The organism is Emcibacter sp. SYSU 3D8, assembly GCF_039655875.1.
Classification (GTDB): Bacteria; Pseudomonadota; Alphaproteobacteria; order SMXS01; family SMXS01; genus RI-34.
In genome coordinates, this window is the sequence record NZ_JBBYXK010000003.1 from 471,583 (window position 1) to 488,694 (window position 17,112).

The window sequence follows — 17,112 nt, forward strand, 5'->3', positions numbered from 1 at the left end:
CTAGAACGCGTCGAGCGACTTGATGACGGCCGGTCCCAGCAGCACCGCGAACAGCGACGGCAGGATGAACACCACCAGCGGTACGGTCAGGATGGCGGGCAAGCGCGCGGCTTTGGCTTCCGCCTTGAGCATGCGCTGTTCCCGGAAATCGCTTGCGAGGACGCGGAACGACTGTCCGAGCGGTGTGCCGTACCGTTCCGTCTGGCCGAGCGTGTTGACCACGGATTCGATGGACGTGGTGCCGGTCCGGTGCAGCATGTTGTCCAACGCCTCCTGCCGACGGGGCAGGATGTTCAACTCGACCGAGGTCAGCATCAGCTCGTCGGCAAGCACCGGATGGCTTTGGCCGATTTCGCCCGATACCCGCTGAAACGAGGCATCGAGTCCCAGTCCGGCCTCGGTACACACCACCATGAGGTCAAGCGCATCGGGCAGCGCGCGGTCGAGCTTTTCCTTGCGCTTCTTGACGACCCATCCGACCACCCATTCCGGCAGCTTGAACCCGAGGAACGCAAACAGGACGAGCCCGCCCAGCTTGACGATCTGCGGCCTGTCATGCAGCGCCGGCACCGTGTTGTAGAGCAGGAAGGCGATGACCACCCCGACCAGCGGCATAATGGCGCAAATGAAGATATAGATGCCCAGCGCCTCGGTGGACCGCCACCCGGCCTGGGAGAGAAATCGGCGGGTCTTGGTCGCCTGTTCGGTCTGGGCGCGGCGCAGGTTCGAACCCAGGCGGTTGAACAAGCTGACGGTCTGGAACTGGCGGCGCACCGAGCTCTTTGCCTGGGCTGCGGTCTCGCGCCGGTAGACCGAATCCTTGTGGCTCGCCATCTCCCGCATGCGCTTGGACAGGTGGTCTCGCTCGATCAGGTTCACCCAGACCAGGAAGACCGCCGCCATGATGACCACCATGGCGCCCACGGCAGCCAGTTCGGTGCCCGAGGCATTGGCGAAGAAGTTGCTGATGGCGTTCAAAAGTCGAATTTCACGATTTTGCTCATCACGAAGAACCCGATTCCCAGGCTGCCGCCAGCGAAGTACAGCACCTTGTGACCCGTCGGATCCGTGAACAGCACGTTGATGTAGTCGGGGTTAAGCACCGTCAGCGCGCCGACCACCAGGAAGGGCAGGCTGCCGACGATCATCGCCGAGGCGCGGGCCTCGGACGTGAGCGCGTGAATCTTCAGGTGCATCTGCTGCCGCAACCGCAGCAGCCGCGACAGGTTGGTCAGTGTCTCGCCCAGATTGCCGCCGGTCTCCTGGGTGATCGACAGCGAAATGGCGAGGAACGCGAAGTCGCTGATGCCGATCCGCTTCACTGAGCGGGCAAAGGCTTCGTCGAGCGGGATGCCGATGCGCATCTGATCGCTGATCTTGGTGAATTCGACAGCGGCCGGACCCTTGAGGTCGCGGGAGATCGCAAAGATCGCCTCGGACACCGGCAGTCCCGATTTGACGCTGCGGACGATCAGGTCGATGGCATCGGGCAGGTCCTTCAGGAAGCGCTTGGCGCGCTTCTTGCCGGCCGAGGAGACAAAATAGCTCGGCAGCGCAATGCCAATGGCAATCGCCGCCAGCAGTGCCAGCACCAGGGGGATTTTCAGCATCACCGCAAACAGCAGTAACGCGAACAGCGACAGGCAGGCGGCGATGATCAGCATGGTCGACACGCTGATATTGAGGCCCGCGCGCTCCAGTCTCAGGGTCAGCAGATCGATATTCGGCAATATCGAGCCAATTCCACCGCCCTGTGCAGCCTTCGAGGCGCGGCGCTGGTTGGCGGCGGCCTTCAGGGTGGGCAGCGACGGATCGGTCTTCTTGCCGGAACCTGTTACGGGCAATCCGCCGGTAGCGGCCACCTGGGACAGGCGCTTCTGCAGCCTGCGTTCGTCTGCGGAGCCGATGGCCATCAGCAACAGCGTCACCAGGATCGCGACGCCGGCGCCAAGGATCACAAAGAGAGAATTCGCCTGCAGGAATTCAATCATTGCGGGTTCTCGTTGAGGGCGGCCAGCAGCACGCGGTCGTAGCCGAAATAGCCGGCCTTCTTCAGGAAGGCAGGCCGCAGACCGGTGTACCTGAAGTCGCCGACCAGTCGCCCTTCATGCAGCGCGCCGCCATAGTCGAATGTGAACAGGTCCTGCATCAGGATGACGTCGCCCTCAAGGCCCAGGACCTCTGAAATCTGCGTGATCCGGCGGATGCCGTCGCGCATGCGCTCGATCTGCACGATCATGTCGATGGCATTGGCGATCTGGGTGCGCAGACCGCGCTCACTCATGGAATGACCGCCCATGGAGATCATGTTCTCGATCCGGATCAGCGCCTCGCGGGACGAATTGGCGTGCACCGTACTCAGCGAACCATCGTGGCCGGTGTTCATGGCCTGCAGCATGTCGATGGCTTCCTCGCCGCGAATCTCGCCCAGGATGATGCGGTCGGGACGCATACGCAGGGCGTTCTTCACCAGGTCGCGCATGTTGATTTCGCCGCGACCCTCGATGTTCATGGGCCGGGTCTCGAGCCGCACCACATGCGGCTGCTGCAACTGAAGCTCCGCGGCGTCCTCGATGGTGACGATCCGTTCGCCCAGGTCGATCATCCGCGACAGGGCGTTGAGAAGGGTGGTCTTGCCCGAGCCCGTGCCGCCGGACACCAGGATGTTGAGGCGGGAGGCGGCGGCGATCTTGAGTGTGGTGGCCATGGCGTTGGACAGATTCTTCTGCCGCGCCATGACGTCGAGCGTGATCTTCTTTTGCGAGAACTTCCGGATCGAGATCGAGGTGCCGTCCAGCGCCAGCGGCGGTGCGATGATGTTGACCCGGCTGCCGTCAGGCAGGCGGGCGTCGACCAGCGGCACGGATTCGTCGATACGGCGGCCGACGCGGCTGACGATGCGTTGGGCCACGTTCATGACATGGGCGTTCGAGCGGAACGTGACGTCGGTCAGCGTGAGCTTTCCGCCGCGCTCCACATAGACCTTGCTGGGACCATTCACCATGATGTCGGTGACGCCCTCGTCGTTCAGCAGCGGCTCGAGCGGCCCGAAGCCGACCATCTCGTCCACCAATTGGCGGGTCAGGTCTTGCTGCTCCCGCTGGCCAAGAACGATACGGCGCTCCAGCAGAATCTCGGCGACCAGTCCGCTGAGCTGGGATTGCAGATCCTCGCGCGAGAGCCGGACGGCGGTCGAGGCGTCGATGCGCTCCAGCACCTCGGCCAGGATCTCGTCCCGGTTGCCTTCGGCCGTCGAGCGCGACGGTGCGCCCTTCTGCATGGCCATGGCATGGGTGACGTCGTCGATGCCCGCCGTGGGCGCGGGTTCGATGGCCTTGGCGGCAATCGTATCGGGAACGTTGGTCCGTGCCTCGGCGGCCGGTTCTACCCGGGGCCGGTTGCGCCCGCCGATATCGGCATTGGGTGGACGGCGACCGAACATGGCTGGTTACTTCCTGAAGCGTGCAAGGAGCGATTTCATCAGAGGCGCCGGCTGCTGGGTCTTCGGGCCCGGTCCCGCCAGCCGCTCGGCCAGCTGCTCGATGACCCGGGCGGCCGGCCCGCCGGACTCGATCAACGGCCGGCCCAGATTGGCGGCGTTGAGCAACGCGTTGGGCTCGAAGTTGATCCGATAATCTACCTTGCGGCCCAGACCCTTCTCGAACTCGGCTATCGGTATCTCGGCCTTCGGATTTTCGCCGATCCGGTTGACGATCATGATGATCTGGGCGCCTGGATTGTTCTCGCGCACGAACTTGAGCAGCCGTACGGCATCGCGCATGCCGGCAAGCGACAGGTCGGACGAGATCACGACCACGCTCGAGAGCTGCACCGCCCGGTAGGCCAGATCGGAAAGTGAGCGCGGGATGTCGATAAGCACGAAATGGAAGATCGAGCGCAACTCGCTCATCAGCGCATCGACCGCCAGTGGATCGCTGGTGTTGGTCGAGCGCGACATGTTCTCTTCGCCGCCGATGACAAACAGCCGGTCGCCGCAGGGGCTCATCACCCGTTCGAGAAACAGGCTGTCGATGCGGTCGGACTGTTGCAGGGCGTCGGCCAGGCCTTCATGAACGTTGGCGCCCATCGAGAGACCGAGATTGCCGAAATGCAGGTCGAGGTCGACCATGGCGACCTTGCGTTTGGCGCTTTGTGAAATCGCGCGGCCGCAATTGCTCACCAGTGTCGTCGTGCCCGCGCCGCCCCGGGCGCCGATGAACGAGATAACCTTGCCGGTGCGGCCCATGGTCGAAATGCTGGTGGCGGCATCCTGCAGGCTGTTGATCGAGCGCAGCAGCACGTCACGGTCGATGGGCTTCACCAGATAGTCGGCGGCGCCCATGCTGAGCAGATCACGGAAAAGGGTGACGTCGTTGTCCGAGCCGAGGGCGATGAACCGGGTGCCGAGTTCGCAGACATCGGCCAGCTTGACCACCTCCTCGATCGGATCGGCGGAGCCGTCGATATCGACGATCAGCAGGCGGGGCGAATGCATGCGTTCCAGAAAAACGCGGGCTTGCTCCATGGAACCCCGACGTACCAGATCATCGGGCAGCAGGAGCGATTCCGCGATTTCGCGGACGACGGCCTCGCTCATGTCATCGGTCACGAATGCCAGAAACGGGTCCCTCTGGGACGAGCCTTGCTTATCGTCCGGGGCGGTGGTCGACATATTGAGTGGTCCGTTCATTTCAATTGCGACGAAGCTAGTTCAGTTTCTACTCCACGCCCGAGGTCGTAGACAGGGTCTTGAGTTCCTTCACTTTGTCGGTGCGATAGCGTTGAACCGCGCCGACCTCCCTGTAACCGGCGCTCTCGCCGAGCGTGCGTCCACCATCCAGGTCGCGGGGGTCGGCGAGCATCAAACCGAAATTATACTCGTTTGAGCAGCCCATCTTGCGGATGTTGACCGGTTCGTCACTCCATTCCATCAAGCCGTTGTCCCGCTGGATCTCATGGCTGCAATCGGGCAACACGATCGTGTAGCGCTGGATGATCACCTCAAGCAGGTCGCCCGAACCGGGAGTCTCGATGATCTCGACACGCGACGGGGTGTAGCCGCCGGCGAGGAAGCTGCCCCGAAGGGCATCGGCGATGGCCGCATTCCGGCCCGGACCGGCGAGGGTCGACGTCCGAATTTCGATATGATCGCCATCGGCTTCGCCATTCGAGGCGAGGAACCTGTTCAATCCGTCGATCTGGGCGCGGGTCAGCGCCGTCTGTCCCCGGCCAAGCTCCAGCCGGTAGGCCAGGGAATTCAGCGTGACGGTCGAGCGTGGTGGCGTGTCCAGATAGCCCGTGCGGGGCGGCATGTAGTTGTTATTGGTGCCGCAGGCCGCCAGCATGGCGACGCCGGCCACCATGCCAAGGGTGAGGCAGGCCGAGCGAAGGGCAAAGGCGGGGCGGTAAAGCGTCATGTCAATCACTCCACCATGAAGCCAACGGGACCGGCGATCCGGCTGCTGGCAGCGGCCTTGAGGTCGGGTTGAGCGCCGGAATCGGCAAGTTTTTTCTTCAGCAGGCTTTCGAACTGAAAATCGGACATGGGGCGGTCCGTCGGCGTCAGGGGCTTCTTGCCCGCGCCAATGGGCCGGACCAGATACGGCGTGGCGATGATCACCAGTTCGGTTTCATTGGCCTGGTAATTCCGCGACTGGAACAGCTTTCCCAGGATCGGCAGGTCCGACAGGCCCGGCACCTTGTCGATGCTGTTGGCGATACGGTTCTGCATCAGGCCGCCGATGATGAAGCTTTGGCCGCTGGCCAATTCGATCGTCGTGTCTGCGCGCCGCGTGATCAGGCCGGGAATGCGGTAGCCATCAAGGATGATCGCGCCGGCGTCGCTCAGTTCGCTGACCTCGGGCCGGAGATGCAGGCTGATCCTGTCGCCGGACAACACGGTTGGCGTGAAGGCAAGGCTCACGCCATAGGACTTGAACTCGATGCCGATGGTGCTGCCACCGGCGCCACTGTTGCTGTCGACGCTGACCGGAATCGGGAACTCGCCGCCGGCCAGGAACGACGCGGTCTCGCCCGAGATCGCGGTCAGGTTCGGCTCTGCAAGCAGCGACACGAGCCCTTCCTGTTCCAGGGCGTCGATGGTCGTCTCGAGCGACACAGGCCCGATTTGCTGGGCGAAGTCGATGACCTGGCTTCCTGCGCTGGTTACTGACGGGCGCAGCGCCTGGATGTTGAACTGCGTGTTGCCGGTAAGGTCGGTTGCCGACCACGATACGCCGAGCGCCCGAACCACTTCCTTCGACACTTCGGCGAACCGCACGCGCAGATTGACCTGGGTGGGCGCTGTCACGGCGATCCGGTTCAGCACGGTTTCCTTGTCGCCGAGGAACTTCTCGGTGACGTTCTGGATATCCTCGGCTTCCTGCGGTTCCTCGACGCTGCCCTCGAGGATGATGCCGCCGTCAACGGACGAGACGCTGATTTGCGCGTCCGGAGCAATCCGCTTGATCAGGCTCTCGAGCTGGGATCGGTCGTGGGTGACGTGAATCGTCACGTTGAGCAGCGTCTTGTCATTTTCGTCGAGCACCATCAGCGTGGTGTCGCCCAGCTTCTTGCCGTAGACGAAAATCGATTTCTGCGAGCGGCTTTCCACATCTGCGATCGTCGGGTCGGCGACGAATACCGTGACCGCCGGCCGGCTGACACGCACCATCGTGCCCTTGTGGACGCTGACCTCGAGGGTCGATGTCGATGGGTCGGCGTCGGCCGATGCCGGAGCAGACAGCGCAAGTGCCGATATAACAATCACCTGAACCAGGCGCGCACTGCGACGCCTGAAAACCGGGCCCATCCATGGGAAGCCCCTGGCAGTGATCGACATCAAATGTGGCCCCCCTCTGATGTTATTAGTTTGGCCGGTCTCTATTTACTTTCGCCACCGCGCACGATGGCTGGCGCGGCAGTCCGGTTCTGGCTGCCGATGGCCATTGACGCACCATAGTCCCAAATCACCGTGCGCCCAAGTGTATCTGTATCCGCCTTCTGCACGCTGCGCAGGCTAAGTGACAGTTTTCCCATGTCTTCCCCGAGTATGAGCATCTCGGCCTGGCGGGGCGTGACCTCCAGTGTGGCGGTGCGGCCGACCACCGGATCCGCGGGGTCGCTTGACACTTTCTGGTCAAGCGCGATCAGCCGCAGATCGGGGATGAATGTTTCCGTCGCCCGGCGTTCCTTCTCAGCCCCGCTGGCATCGGCAACCTTCAACCCCTGGGACAGCAGCACGTCGACGCGGTCACCCGGCATGATCAGGCCGGCGCCGCCCGACGATGCCGAGATGTTGATCGAAATGGCGCGCATGCCGGGTGCCAGGATTGCCGCCAGGAAACCCTTTTCCCCGGGCTTGATGACCGCGCCTGTAACGATGGGCGCCCCCTTGGCGATGCCGAGACGGACCACGCTTCCCGAGACCGAGTCCAGCAGCGCGGCAGCCTGTTCGGGGGGCATGTCGTGGGGCTTGTTGGTAAAGGTATCGCTGAGATTTTCTTTCGGCCACTTCTGCCAGACGATGTCCGTTGGCTGGATCAGCGTACCCGGCGGCAGGTTTGCTGCCGCGACCAGCACGTCAACGGAATCGTTGGCCGGCGCCGCCGCCGTCACACCTTGCGAGGGAGGCTGGTCGGATCTGCCCATTCCCAGGAACACCACCACGCCGACCACCGCCAGAATGTTGATCAGCAGGAGGATTGCAAAACGCGCCTTCATTTCAGATGGCCTCCGTTAGAGCAGCTTGCCATGCCGCGATACTGCCCCCAAGGGCGATGGCAACACCATAGGGCACCGTGGGTGCCGCAGGTGTGATATTACCAGAATTCCGCGCCGTAAGGTGATGAATTAAAAGGACCGCTAGGGTCACGAAGCCGCCCGCGATCGCCGTGTACAACAGAAACGCCACCATGTGGCTCAGGCCAACCCACAGACCCATCGCGGCAATCAGTTTGGAGTCGCCTCCACCCATGATATTGAAATAAAACAATAAAAACCCGAGCAGCAACAGGATGCCCGCGCTGATCAGGCCGGATAGCCAGTCAGCGTGACCGGCCAGGGCGAAGACTATGTATACGAGGATGATCGCGGCAATCGCCGCGTGGGGAATGGTCCGGGTGCGGATATCGTCGATGGCGCACCAGGCCAACAACCCGAAAAGCGCCGCCAGTGGCACAATCGCTGTGGCGCCGGTGTCAGGCATGGGTCAGTGTCCGCAAGGCGTCATGGGGCCGGCTGCCGGATGGATGATGGCTTGCCAAAAACAAAAAAATCGGCGGCCTGGTTGCGCAGGCGCACGACCATTTTCCGGCAAGCCAACTCCCGCCCGCCGCCCTGCCAGTCGTAGGATGGCAGGGCAGCCGAGGACCGTCGATTAGACCTTCGTGGACACCGTGTTGAACAGGGTGCTCAGGTTGGTGCCGACGGTGCCGAGGATGGTGGCGAGGGCAACCGCGATGAGGGCGGCGATGAGGCCGTACTCGATCAGGGTGACGCCCTTGACGTCGGAAGCGAAGTTTTTAAGTGCGTTGCGCATTGAATTCCTCCAAATGCCGAGTTTCATGTATCCACTGCCAGCAAGGGTGAAAGCCAGCCGTGCCTTGGATGACACAAGAAGGCCACATTCTGGGGTGCAGTGCAAAATATTTTTAATTTATTAAAAGAAAGATAAAAGTCTACGTTACCCACTTTCTGGCGGCATAAGCATCAATGACTGTTAAAGAAAATTTCCGGTCGCGGCTAGTCGTACTTCCACTGCGCGAGTTGGTAAACGTATCGAAATATAGTGTGATTGTGGCGGTTTGGCCACAAAGTGAACACAATATGTAGAGCGTCTTCGCCCTCCTGGCAGCGCCGTGAAATTCCGATGCGGCCGCCGCTTCGAGATCATAATACGTCTTGGAAAAACGCCCGCCCAAGTTGCAGATGGTTTACCCAAATTGAGCATATTGCCTGCCCCAAGCTCTCAAATATTGCCTCTAACACCTTGGCCATATGCCGCAACGCGCGCAGTGGTGACGACTCAGTCAGGTTGCGCAGCGGTTCACCCTGCCGACCTTGGAATGGTGCCCGATCGGGGCCGGGGCGGTCAACTGGGGCAATGACCGGTTGATCGCCGCGCATGCACCGTCGCCAGGGAGTCGGTGTAGATGGCGCACCATTCCGGAAGCTCGGCCATGATCGCGGCGGGCCGGGTACGGGTGCGAAGGATTGTCCACTGCACCGCATACCGGTCCAGAATGCGCGTGAGTTTTTGGCTATTCTGTGTCGCGTCGTCATAGTCCTTGATGAAGACGTCGCCATACATGTCCGCGCGCCCATCGATGAATGGCTGGACGTTGGACAAGATGAGATAGCCGCCGAAACCATACTCGTTGAACACGGGTTGTTTTGCAAGTGCGGGCGGGACCTGGCTCAACGCCGTTACCGGTGCCGACGGTCCTTCGATCGAGGCGATGGGTGAGACGAACCGGGCTGCCACAAGGACTGCGATCATCGCGAGACCCGCAACCATCCAGCCCGGACGCGGTGCGCGGGCCGATGGCACAGGATCGGCAGTTGCCCGCGCCAGCGGTTCCGCGATCGCCAGAAGGCCGACAAAGCAGACCAGGACGCCGTGGCGGGCGTGAACGAACGCAAGGTGAATGGTGGCCAGCAGCAGCAGTAGCCGGGAAGGGGGGAGCCGGATACCTCGGGAGACGAGAAAATATGCGCCCGCCAGCACCAATACTTCGAGCGGTTGAAACCGGCTGAGGTCCAGCGGCCGCCACTCCACTAGCATGGGCAATGTGTCCAGCCGCATGATGGAGAACGGATGAAGCAGTCCCGAAAACCCCAGCGGGCTCACCAGGCTTGCGACGCAGGTGGCGATCAGGAACAGTGCCCAGGCGCGTAGCGTGCCGCGCCGGTCTGAGGCCTCTGCCAGAACGGCTTCGACGGCAAAGAATCCGGTCACGGCAATGCCAAGGACGTAGCTGCCGTGCAGATTGGCCCACACGATCATGATGGGCAGGACGGTCCATGCCGGCGCCCGTCCCTGGGTCCGGGCGTCCAGCAATGCGATCATCCACAGCACCAGCATGGGCAGGGCGAGCACATGGGGGCGCACCAGCAGGCTGGGGGCAACGAGGCAAAGCGCGGCTACCGTGAACACCGCCGCAGGAAGTGCGGGAAACCACCGGCACAGGTAGCGCGTAAAGCAATAGGCTGCCACTGCGCTGGCGGTCCCTGCCAGCAGCGCCATGCCGGTCCAGCCAGCTCCCCGGTGGGCCAGCGCCAGAAGCAGGTCTGAAAGCCATTCGTGACACACCCAGCCAGTGCCCGGACGGGTATAGGAGAACGGGTCTGCGGCCGGCACCCTGCCATGCGCAAGAATCCAGTCGCCGGTCGCCAGATGCCAGTAGGTGTCGCCGTCATTGAACACGGCCGGGTGAAACAGGACTATGGCGAGAACAAGAGCGGCCGCCGCCCAGGGCGCGAACTCCCGAAACTCTCGCTCCAGCAGGCGATGCGTCATATGATCTCCGAAGTGCCCCGCCGCGCCCAATTGGAAGGAGTCTGGGTGGGCGCGATATCGCGGCAGTGGATTTCAGGCTTCACTTCAATGGAAACCATTGGGAATTTTGACGCAATCCCACGGTTTTGCTATACTTGATAGCTTCGAGCGTCGCAGGCGTGGGCGGACGGCGTCTGGAAGTGTCGTTTGGAGGAAGAGAATGTACAGCACCGTTCGGCGGTTTGCTAACGATAGGGCCGGCGTTACCCTGATCGAGTACGGTTTGATCGCGATCCTGATCGGGGTTGCTTTTGTTGCGACCATCGGTTCGATCGGCACCAATGTCACGACCTTGTTCACCTCGGTCAGCACGAGCATCTGAAAGGCGTGAGCCGGCGGCGATTTCCGCACCCTTTAAGGCAAGGCTATATAACCACGATGAAGACCAGTGGCTGATGGTGTCGCCACCACTGGTGGCTGTCAGCGCGAAGGCAGGGCGTGCCGTGCCGAAGACCAGAAGCCTTCCAGCTTGAGCAGGGATTCCCGGGTCTGCATCAACTCGGTTTCCATCTGCATGGCCTCGAACAGCTGAGCCGAGTGCCACTCGAACAGCTTCTCCAGCCGGTCGCAGATCTCGCGGCCGCGCTCTGAGCTCCGGACATGGAACGAGCGGCGGTCGTAGGGCGAACGGGTCTGCACGACATAGCCGTTCTCGACCATCTTCTTGATATTGTAGGAAACGTTCGAGCCCAGATAATAGCCGCGCTCGATCAACTCACCCATCGGCAACTCACGGTCGCCGATGTTGAACAGGATCATCGCCTGCGCGGCGTTTAGATCCCGGATTTCGTGCCGGTCTATTTCAGCCTTGATGACGTCAAGGCATCGACGATGCAGGCGCTCGATCAGCCCGATCAGATCAGCGTAGGCGTCAGTCACGAAAAATATCCCCAGTTGGCCAGCATAGGCATAAAGACAATGTCGTTTTTTGCACGTTCAGCGCAAGTCTACAAGCTTCACGCGCCTGAGTCTGGCGGCTTCGAGAGGCGGTGCGGCGGGCGGAACGACATCACGACGATACTCGCTTGCGCAGCTCGCCGGTGAAGGTTTCGACACCGCTCGTCCCGGCCTTTTTGGCCTGATAGAGGAGGCTGTCGGCCGAGCGCAGGACTTCGCGCAAGTCCAGGCCAGGCGTCAGTGCCGAGATGCCGCTGCTGAATGTCAGGCAGATGGTGAGATTTTCACTTTCCACCTTCAGCGACCGGCTCACCGCCGCAATGCGGTCCAGCGGGATGGCGGCCTCGGCCGCGGTGGTTTCCGGCAGCATGATGGCGAACTCGTCGCCCCCGATCCGCGCGACCACGTCCACCTCCCGGAGCGCGCCGCGCATGGTCTGGACGAATTTGCGCAGTACTTCGTCGCCGACCAGATGACCGAACGTGTCATTGATTTCCTTGAACCTGTCGATGTCGATGATCGCGATGGATGCCTGCTTGCCGAACCGGGCCGTGCGCCGCAATTCCGCCAGGGCGATCGCCTCGAAACGCCGCACGTTGGCGGCGCCCGTCAGCGGATCGGTCTCAGCCAGCCGCCGCAACTTGTTCTCGGTGCGTTTGAATTCGCTCACATCGACCAGGATGCCGATGACGTCCGCCGCTTCTCCGTTGCTGCCCTTGAGCGGCCTCCCGGCCATCTTTACATATCGCATGCTGCCGTCAGGCCGCATGATCCGGGCGTTCGTCTCGAAGTTCTCGCGCGCCTCGGTAGCGGCGCGCAGGCAGTCTTCCACTCGTGCCCGATCATCGGCGTGCAGGCAGGCCAGCGCGTCGTGCCGCGAGATGTCGCCGCCAGCAGGATGCCGGCCGTGGATCCTGTAGGCCTGGGGCGACCAACTGATCCGGTCGCTGCACGCGTGCAGTTGCCAGTATCCCATCTGGCCGGTCTGTTCGATCATGGCAATCAGATCCGGGAGAGCGTTGCGGCCCAACTCGATCACTGCGGTTCCCTTCTCGGCTTCATGCGCGGGGCCTTGCCCCCGTGGGAGGCGTCGAGCTGTCGACTATGGCAATGCGCGGCTGCGATGGCGTCGCGATTTGCCAGCCGATCCAGTGGAGTCCCCCAGCTTGCGCGGTATCATTGTACTATTGGCCGAGGCAATTTCGAACATCTTTTCGCCTTTATCGGCCTGACCTGTCGCCGTCGGGCATCCCCCGCGTCATGCTGGCGATGCCGAGTCACGGGCGCAGCGTCAGGAAAACCGTCAGTTCAGTCGGGTCCTCTGCCGCCCACGCGGCTGCCGAGGCCTGCGGGGCGTCCGGCGTCATCAGCTAAAGGTTCGATATATTCGCCACTTAGAAGCAAGCAGGGGGTCTCGTGGCCGCGGCGGTGGGGAATTTCATGTTTTGAGTTTTCAGGCGCAACGGGTACGATGGCGGCCCAGTAACACGCTTGCCGAATTTTCTGACGCAAGTCGGGGCCGGTAGAACAATTGGCAAGGGGGGCCGTCCGAGTGGGCGATAAAACGCTCGTGGTTATCGACGACGACGATCTTGTGGGCCAGCTCGTAGTCGAGGCGGCGCAGCAGGTGGGTTTTGCTGCGCGTGCCGTGCAGGACTTCGAGGCGCTGAAGATTCAGGTCGATACGGCCGAGCCGGATGTGATGGTTCTCGATCTGGTGCTTCCCAACGTGGATGGAATCCAGGTTCTGCGCTATCTCGCCGATCGCGGCTGCAAGGCCAAGATCTGGCTGCTCAGCGGTTTCGATCCCAAGGTTGTGCAGACTGCCGAACGCCTTGGCGTCTCGCTTGGTCTCAACATCGTCGGCGCGCTGAACAAGCCCGTGTCGGTGACCACGCTCAAGGAGGAATTGCGCAAGCAATTGCGCGAGTCCGGCGATTTCAGCGCCCACGACCTCGAACAGGCGATCGCGGACGATCACCTGTTCGTTCACTACCAGCCCAAGGTGCGGCTGGCGGGCGAGCGTATCGCCGAAACCGACAGCGACGTGCTGACGCTGACCGTCGACGACACGCCCTTCGAGGTGATGGGCTTCGAAGCGCTGGCCCGCTGGCGCAATCCGCACGGCGCCCTTGTGTCGCCTGTGAAATTCATCCCGGTGGCCGAAAGCTCCCGGATGATCGAACAATTGACCCAGTCGGTCTTCCGGCAGGTTATCGAGGCTCTGTCCCAGTGGAAGGCGCGCGGCGTGCGGCTCAATGTGGCCGTCAACATCTCGCCCTCTACTCTTGCGGATCTCGACCTGCCTGACCGGCTGGCGGACAAGGCCGGTGCCCTTGGCGTGTCGCCCGATCAGATGATCCTGGAAATCACCGAGAATTCCGCGGTTACCGAAGATCCGCATTTCATGGACGTGCTGAGCCGCTTCCGGCTGAAGGGTTTCGGCCTGTCGCTGGATGATTTCGGCACCGGCTTTTCCTCGTTGATCCAGATCTATCGCATGCCGTTTACCGAGCTGAAGATCGACCGCTCGTTCGTCAGCGAGATGGACCAGAACGAAGAAGCCTTCACCATTGTGCGATCGATCGTCGATCTGGGGCACAATCTTGGCATGAAGGTGTGCGCCGAAGGCGTTGAGACACGGGCATCGGCGAATACGCTGATGACCTTGGGCTGCGACTACGCGCAGGGCTTTTACTTCAGCCGCCCTGTTGCTTTACCCGACATCATGCGCCGCATCGGTACCGCTTCGGCGCTGGATGTTTCCCGCCGGATTTCTTAGCAGCCGTCCGGGCAGGTTGGACATGAACATGGGCGCTTGGGGGCGGATACCATGAAACGGCGGGGCCTTCTGGAGAAGGTACTCACCCCGGTCGCGGCCTATTGGAACCTCGCGGAGGAGGCGTCCAGTCTGCGCCAGTTGACCAATGCGCTGGTCAGCCATACGCCGGCCGCCATCGCCGTCGTCGATCGTGATCTGCGGATTCTTGGGCTCAGCGACCGCTGGCGCAAGGAATATGGCCTGGGCGCCGACGATGTGATCGGCGAGAGGCTCTACGATCTGATGCCGGATGCCGAGGCGCTGTGGGCGGAGGTTCATACGCGTTGCCTCGCCGGCGAGACGCTGGAATCGGAAGATGTGTTCCTGCGCGCTGACGGCGTGCGCGAGAGGCTGCGCTGGGAGGTGCAGCCGTTGCGTGCCCCGGACGGTGCCGTCGCCGGCCTGGTGATGATCACCGAGGTCGTCACCCAGCAACGGAACATGGAAGAAGAGGCGCGCATCCGACATGCCGCCATGGCGTCGGCGCTCAGCCCGCTTGCCATGTTCGATCTGGAGGGTGTCGTGACGTACGCCAACGCCGCGTTCGCCGACATGCTCGGTTATGGCGACCCCGAAAATCTGACCGGCCAGCAGGCCGAGGCGCTGTGGGGCAAGCCAGGCGAGGCGGCGCGGATCTGGCAGACGCTGATCGACACCGGCCGTTGGATCGGCGTCACCAACGCGTCGCGGCTCGACGGGGCGATACGTGTCGTGCAGGTCTCGGCCAGTCTTGTCCGCGCTCCTGATGGCCCGCCCATTGGCGCCATCGCGTCCTGCGTCGACATCACCGCCCAGCGCGAGGCCGAGAAGGCCTTGGGCGAGAGCCAACGGCGGCTGGTCACGCTGATGGACAACCTGCCCGGGGGGTTCGCCTTCCGGTGCCGGCACGATCCGTTCTGGACCATGGAGATCATCTCCAAGGGCTGTTTCGAGGTGCTGGGCTATCCGCCCGAGGCGCTGATCGAAAACCGCATGGTCGCCTTCGCGACCATGATCCACCCGGAAGACGAAAAGCGGGTACGCCGCGAGATCCTCGAGGCGATCAATCTCGGCCGACCGTTCCAGGTCAGCTTCCGTGTCATCACCCGCAAGGGCGATGTGAAGTGGCTGATGCAGCAGGGCACGCCACAGATCACCGGCCGGTCCGCGGTCCAGGCGCTGGAAGGCGTGGTGATCGACATCACCGACCGGGTCGTCGCCACCGAGGACCTGCACCGCGAGAAGGCCCGCGCCGAGCAATATCTCGACGTTGCCGCCTCGGTCATCCTGGCGATGGACCGTCAGGGCAAGGTCACGCGGTTCAACCGCAAGGGCACCGAGGTCACCGGCTTCACCGAGGAGGAACTGGTCGGCCAGAACTGGTTCGACACGCTCGTCGACCCGGCCGACCGGCAGGAGGCCAAGCGCGCCTTCGCCGAAATCGTCGCCGGCGATGGCGAGGAAAAGCCCTATTTCGAAAACACCATCCGCGGCCAGAACGGCCAGCGCCGGGTGATCGGCTGGAGCCTGGCCCGTATCCGCGACCAGAGCGGCTATGTGATCGGCGTGCTTGGCTCGGGCGAGGATCTCACCGAGCAGCGCGAGATCGAGCGGCAGTTGCTGCAGGCACAGAAGATGCAGGCGGTGGGCGAACTCACCGGCGGCCTGGCGCATGACTTCAACAACCTGCTGATGGCGGTGCAGGGCAATATCGAGTTCCTGCGCGAGGTGGTTGCCGACGATCCGGCGGTCGACCGCTATGTGGCGGCCGCCCTCAAGGCGGTGGGCCGCGGCGCCGAACTGACCCAGCGGTTGCTGGCATTCTCGCGCAAGCAGCTGCTGCGGCCGGAATCCACCTCGATCAACCGGCTGGTTGCCGACATGACCGAATTGCTGACCCGCACCCTTGGGCCGCATATCCGCATCGACAACGAACTGGCGCCCGACATATGGGACGCGCTGGTCGATCCGGCCCAGCTCGAGAACACGCTGCTCAACCTGGCGATCAACGCCCGCGACGCCATGAAGGAAGGCGGCACCCTGTCGATCATGACGTCGAACGAGACGCTGGCTGACATCGCCGCCATGCGCCATCCGACGCTTGCTCCTGGCGACTACGTTGTAATTACAGTGCGTGACACCGGCGGGGGCATGCCGCCCGAGGTGCTCGATCGGGCTTTCGAGCCGTTTTTCACCACCAAGGATTCCACCCGCGGCAGCGGGCTCGGCCTCTCCATGGTCTACGGCTTCGTCAAGCAATCGGGAGGCCATATCGAGATCAAGAGCGAAATCGGCCAGGGCACGTCGGTGATGCTGCATTTGCCACGGGCGATCCACGCGGTCTCCCGCGCCCTGGAGGACGAGGATTCCTCGTCCGTGGCCCTTCTGGGTGACGGCGAAACCATCCTTGTCGTCGAGGATGACGAAGAGGTCCGCACGGTCATCGTCGGTACGGTGAAAGCGCTGGGCTATGTGGTCCGGCAGGCGCCGAGCGCCGCCGAGGCCCAGACCATGCTGGACGAAGGTCTGCGGCCCCACCTGCTGCTGACCGATGTGCTGCAGCCTCACGGCAAGGACGGCATCCAGTTCGCCCAGGAAGTCCACGAGGCGTTCCCGCAATGCGCCATCCTGCTGATGTCCGGCTATACGGAAGACGCCATGGAGCGGAACAAGAAGCTGGACAAGCCCTTCGCCCTGTTGCGCAAGCCGTTCAGCAAGGCCGAGCTGTCACGCCAGTTGCGCATCCAGCTGGATTCGCGCATCGAAACCATCCACCGCGCCAGCGCCTGAAACGCCCGCCGCGAAGTGCTGGCCGACCGGGAAAGGCCACGCCGCTTTTTGATTTGAAGCGGACGAC

Annotated in this window: 15 protein-coding genes; 3 read left to right on the top strand and 12 right to left on the bottom strand. The window is 62.7% G+C overall.

What is annotated here, in order from left to right; all coding sequences use genetic code 11:
- From WJU21_RS13165 to WJU21_RS13210, 10 genes are all read right to left on the bottom strand, one after another.
- Positions 1-978: a type II secretion system F family protein gene (locus WJU21_RS13165; RefSeq protein WP_346323901.1), complete on the bottom strand. Its 978-nt coding sequence runs from the start codon at positions 976-978 to the stop codon at positions 1-3.
- Positions 975-1,991, bottom strand: coding sequence for a type II secretion system F family protein (locus tag WJU21_RS13170; protein WP_346323902.1), 1,017 nt, complete (start codon positions 1,989-1,991; stop codon positions 975-977). Before WJU21_RS13170 ends, WJU21_RS13165 begins: the two co-directional genes overlap by 4 nt.
- Positions 1,988-3,442 (bottom strand): CpaF family protein, encoded by a 1,455-nt coding sequence (locus WJU21_RS13175; protein ID WP_346323903.1) that lies wholly within the window; start codon positions 3,440-3,442, stop codon positions 1,988-1,990. Before WJU21_RS13175 ends, WJU21_RS13170 begins: the two co-directional genes overlap by 4 nt.
- A 6-nt stretch (positions 3,443-3,448) precedes the next feature.
- Complete coding sequence (locus WJU21_RS13180) at positions 3,449-4,672, bottom strand: AAA family ATPase (protein WP_346323904.1); 1,224 nt, start codon at positions 4,670-4,672, stop codon at positions 3,449-3,451.
- Between the two features lie 46 nt (positions 4,673-4,718).
- Positions 4,719-5,417: a CpaD family pilus assembly lipoprotein gene (locus WJU21_RS13185; RefSeq protein WP_346323905.1), complete on the bottom strand. Its 699-nt coding sequence runs from the start codon at positions 5,415-5,417 to the stop codon at positions 4,719-4,721.
- Positions 5,418-5,422: 5 nt separating this feature from the next.
- Positions 5,423-6,841, bottom strand: coding sequence for a type II and III secretion system protein family protein (locus WJU21_RS13190; RefSeq protein ID WP_346323906.1), 1,419 nt, complete (start codon positions 6,839-6,841; stop codon positions 5,423-5,425).
- Positions 6,842-6,882: 41 nt separating this feature from the next.
- Positions 6,883-7,722 (bottom strand): Flp pilus assembly protein CpaB, encoded by an 840-nt coding sequence (cpaB, locus tag WJU21_RS13195; protein ID WP_346323907.1) that lies wholly within the window; start codon positions 7,720-7,722, stop codon positions 6,883-6,885.
- A gap of 1 nt (position 7,723) precedes the next feature.
- Positions 7,724-8,206 (bottom strand): prepilin peptidase, encoded by a 483-nt coding sequence (locus tag WJU21_RS13200; RefSeq protein ID WP_346323908.1) that lies wholly within the window; start codon positions 8,204-8,206, stop codon positions 7,724-7,726.
- Positions 8,207-8,377: 171 nt separating this feature from the next.
- Positions 8,378-8,539: a Flp family type IVb pilin gene (locus tag WJU21_RS13205; RefSeq protein WP_346323909.1), complete on the bottom strand. Its 162-nt coding sequence runs from the start codon at positions 8,537-8,539 to the stop codon at positions 8,378-8,380.
- Positions 8,540-9,091: 552 nt separating this feature from the next.
- Entirely contained in the window at positions 9,092-10,519 is a 1,428-nt protein-coding gene (locus tag WJU21_RS13210; RefSeq protein WP_346323910.1) for a hypothetical protein, read from the bottom strand.
- A 199-nt stretch (positions 10,520-10,718) separates the two neighbouring features.
- On the opposite strand from WJU21_RS13210, the gene WJU21_RS13215 reads away from it, so the two are divergent.
- The gene (locus WJU21_RS13215) at positions 10,719-10,880 is read left to right on the top strand and encodes a Flp family type IVb pilin (RefSeq protein WP_346323911.1); all 162 of its coding nucleotides are present in this window, start codon (positions 10,719-10,721) and stop codon (positions 10,878-10,880) included.
- A gap of 98 nt (positions 10,881-10,978) precedes the next feature.
- On the opposite strand, the gene WJU21_RS13220 is transcribed toward WJU21_RS13215, so the two are convergent.
- Positions 10,979-11,437, bottom strand: coding sequence for a MarR family transcriptional regulator (locus WJU21_RS13220; RefSeq protein ID WP_346323912.1), 459 nt, complete (start codon positions 11,435-11,437; stop codon positions 10,979-10,981).
- Between the two features lie 130 nt (positions 11,438-11,567).
- Positions 11,568-12,494 carry a sensor domain-containing diguanylate cyclase gene (locus tag WJU21_RS13225; protein ID WP_346323913.1) on the bottom strand — a complete coding sequence of 309 codons (927 nt, stop codon included), beginning with the start codon at positions 12,492-12,494 and terminating at the stop codon, positions 11,568-11,570.
- Positions 12,495-13,007: 513 nt separating this feature from the next.
- On the opposite strand from WJU21_RS13225, the gene WJU21_RS13230 reads away from it, so the two are divergent.
- Together WJU21_RS13230 and WJU21_RS13235 are read left to right on the top strand one after the other, a co-directional pair.
- Positions 13,008-14,237, top strand: a complete 1,230-nt coding sequence (locus tag WJU21_RS13230; RefSeq protein ID WP_346323914.1) for an EAL domain-containing response regulator — start codon at positions 13,008-13,010, stop codon at positions 14,235-14,237.
- A gap of 51 nt (positions 14,238-14,288) precedes the next feature.
- Positions 14,289-17,045: a PAS domain S-box protein gene (locus WJU21_RS13235; protein ID WP_346323915.1), complete on the top strand. Its 2,757-nt coding sequence runs from the start codon at positions 14,289-14,291 to the stop codon at positions 17,043-17,045.
- Positions 17,046-17,112 lie beyond the last annotated feature (67 nt).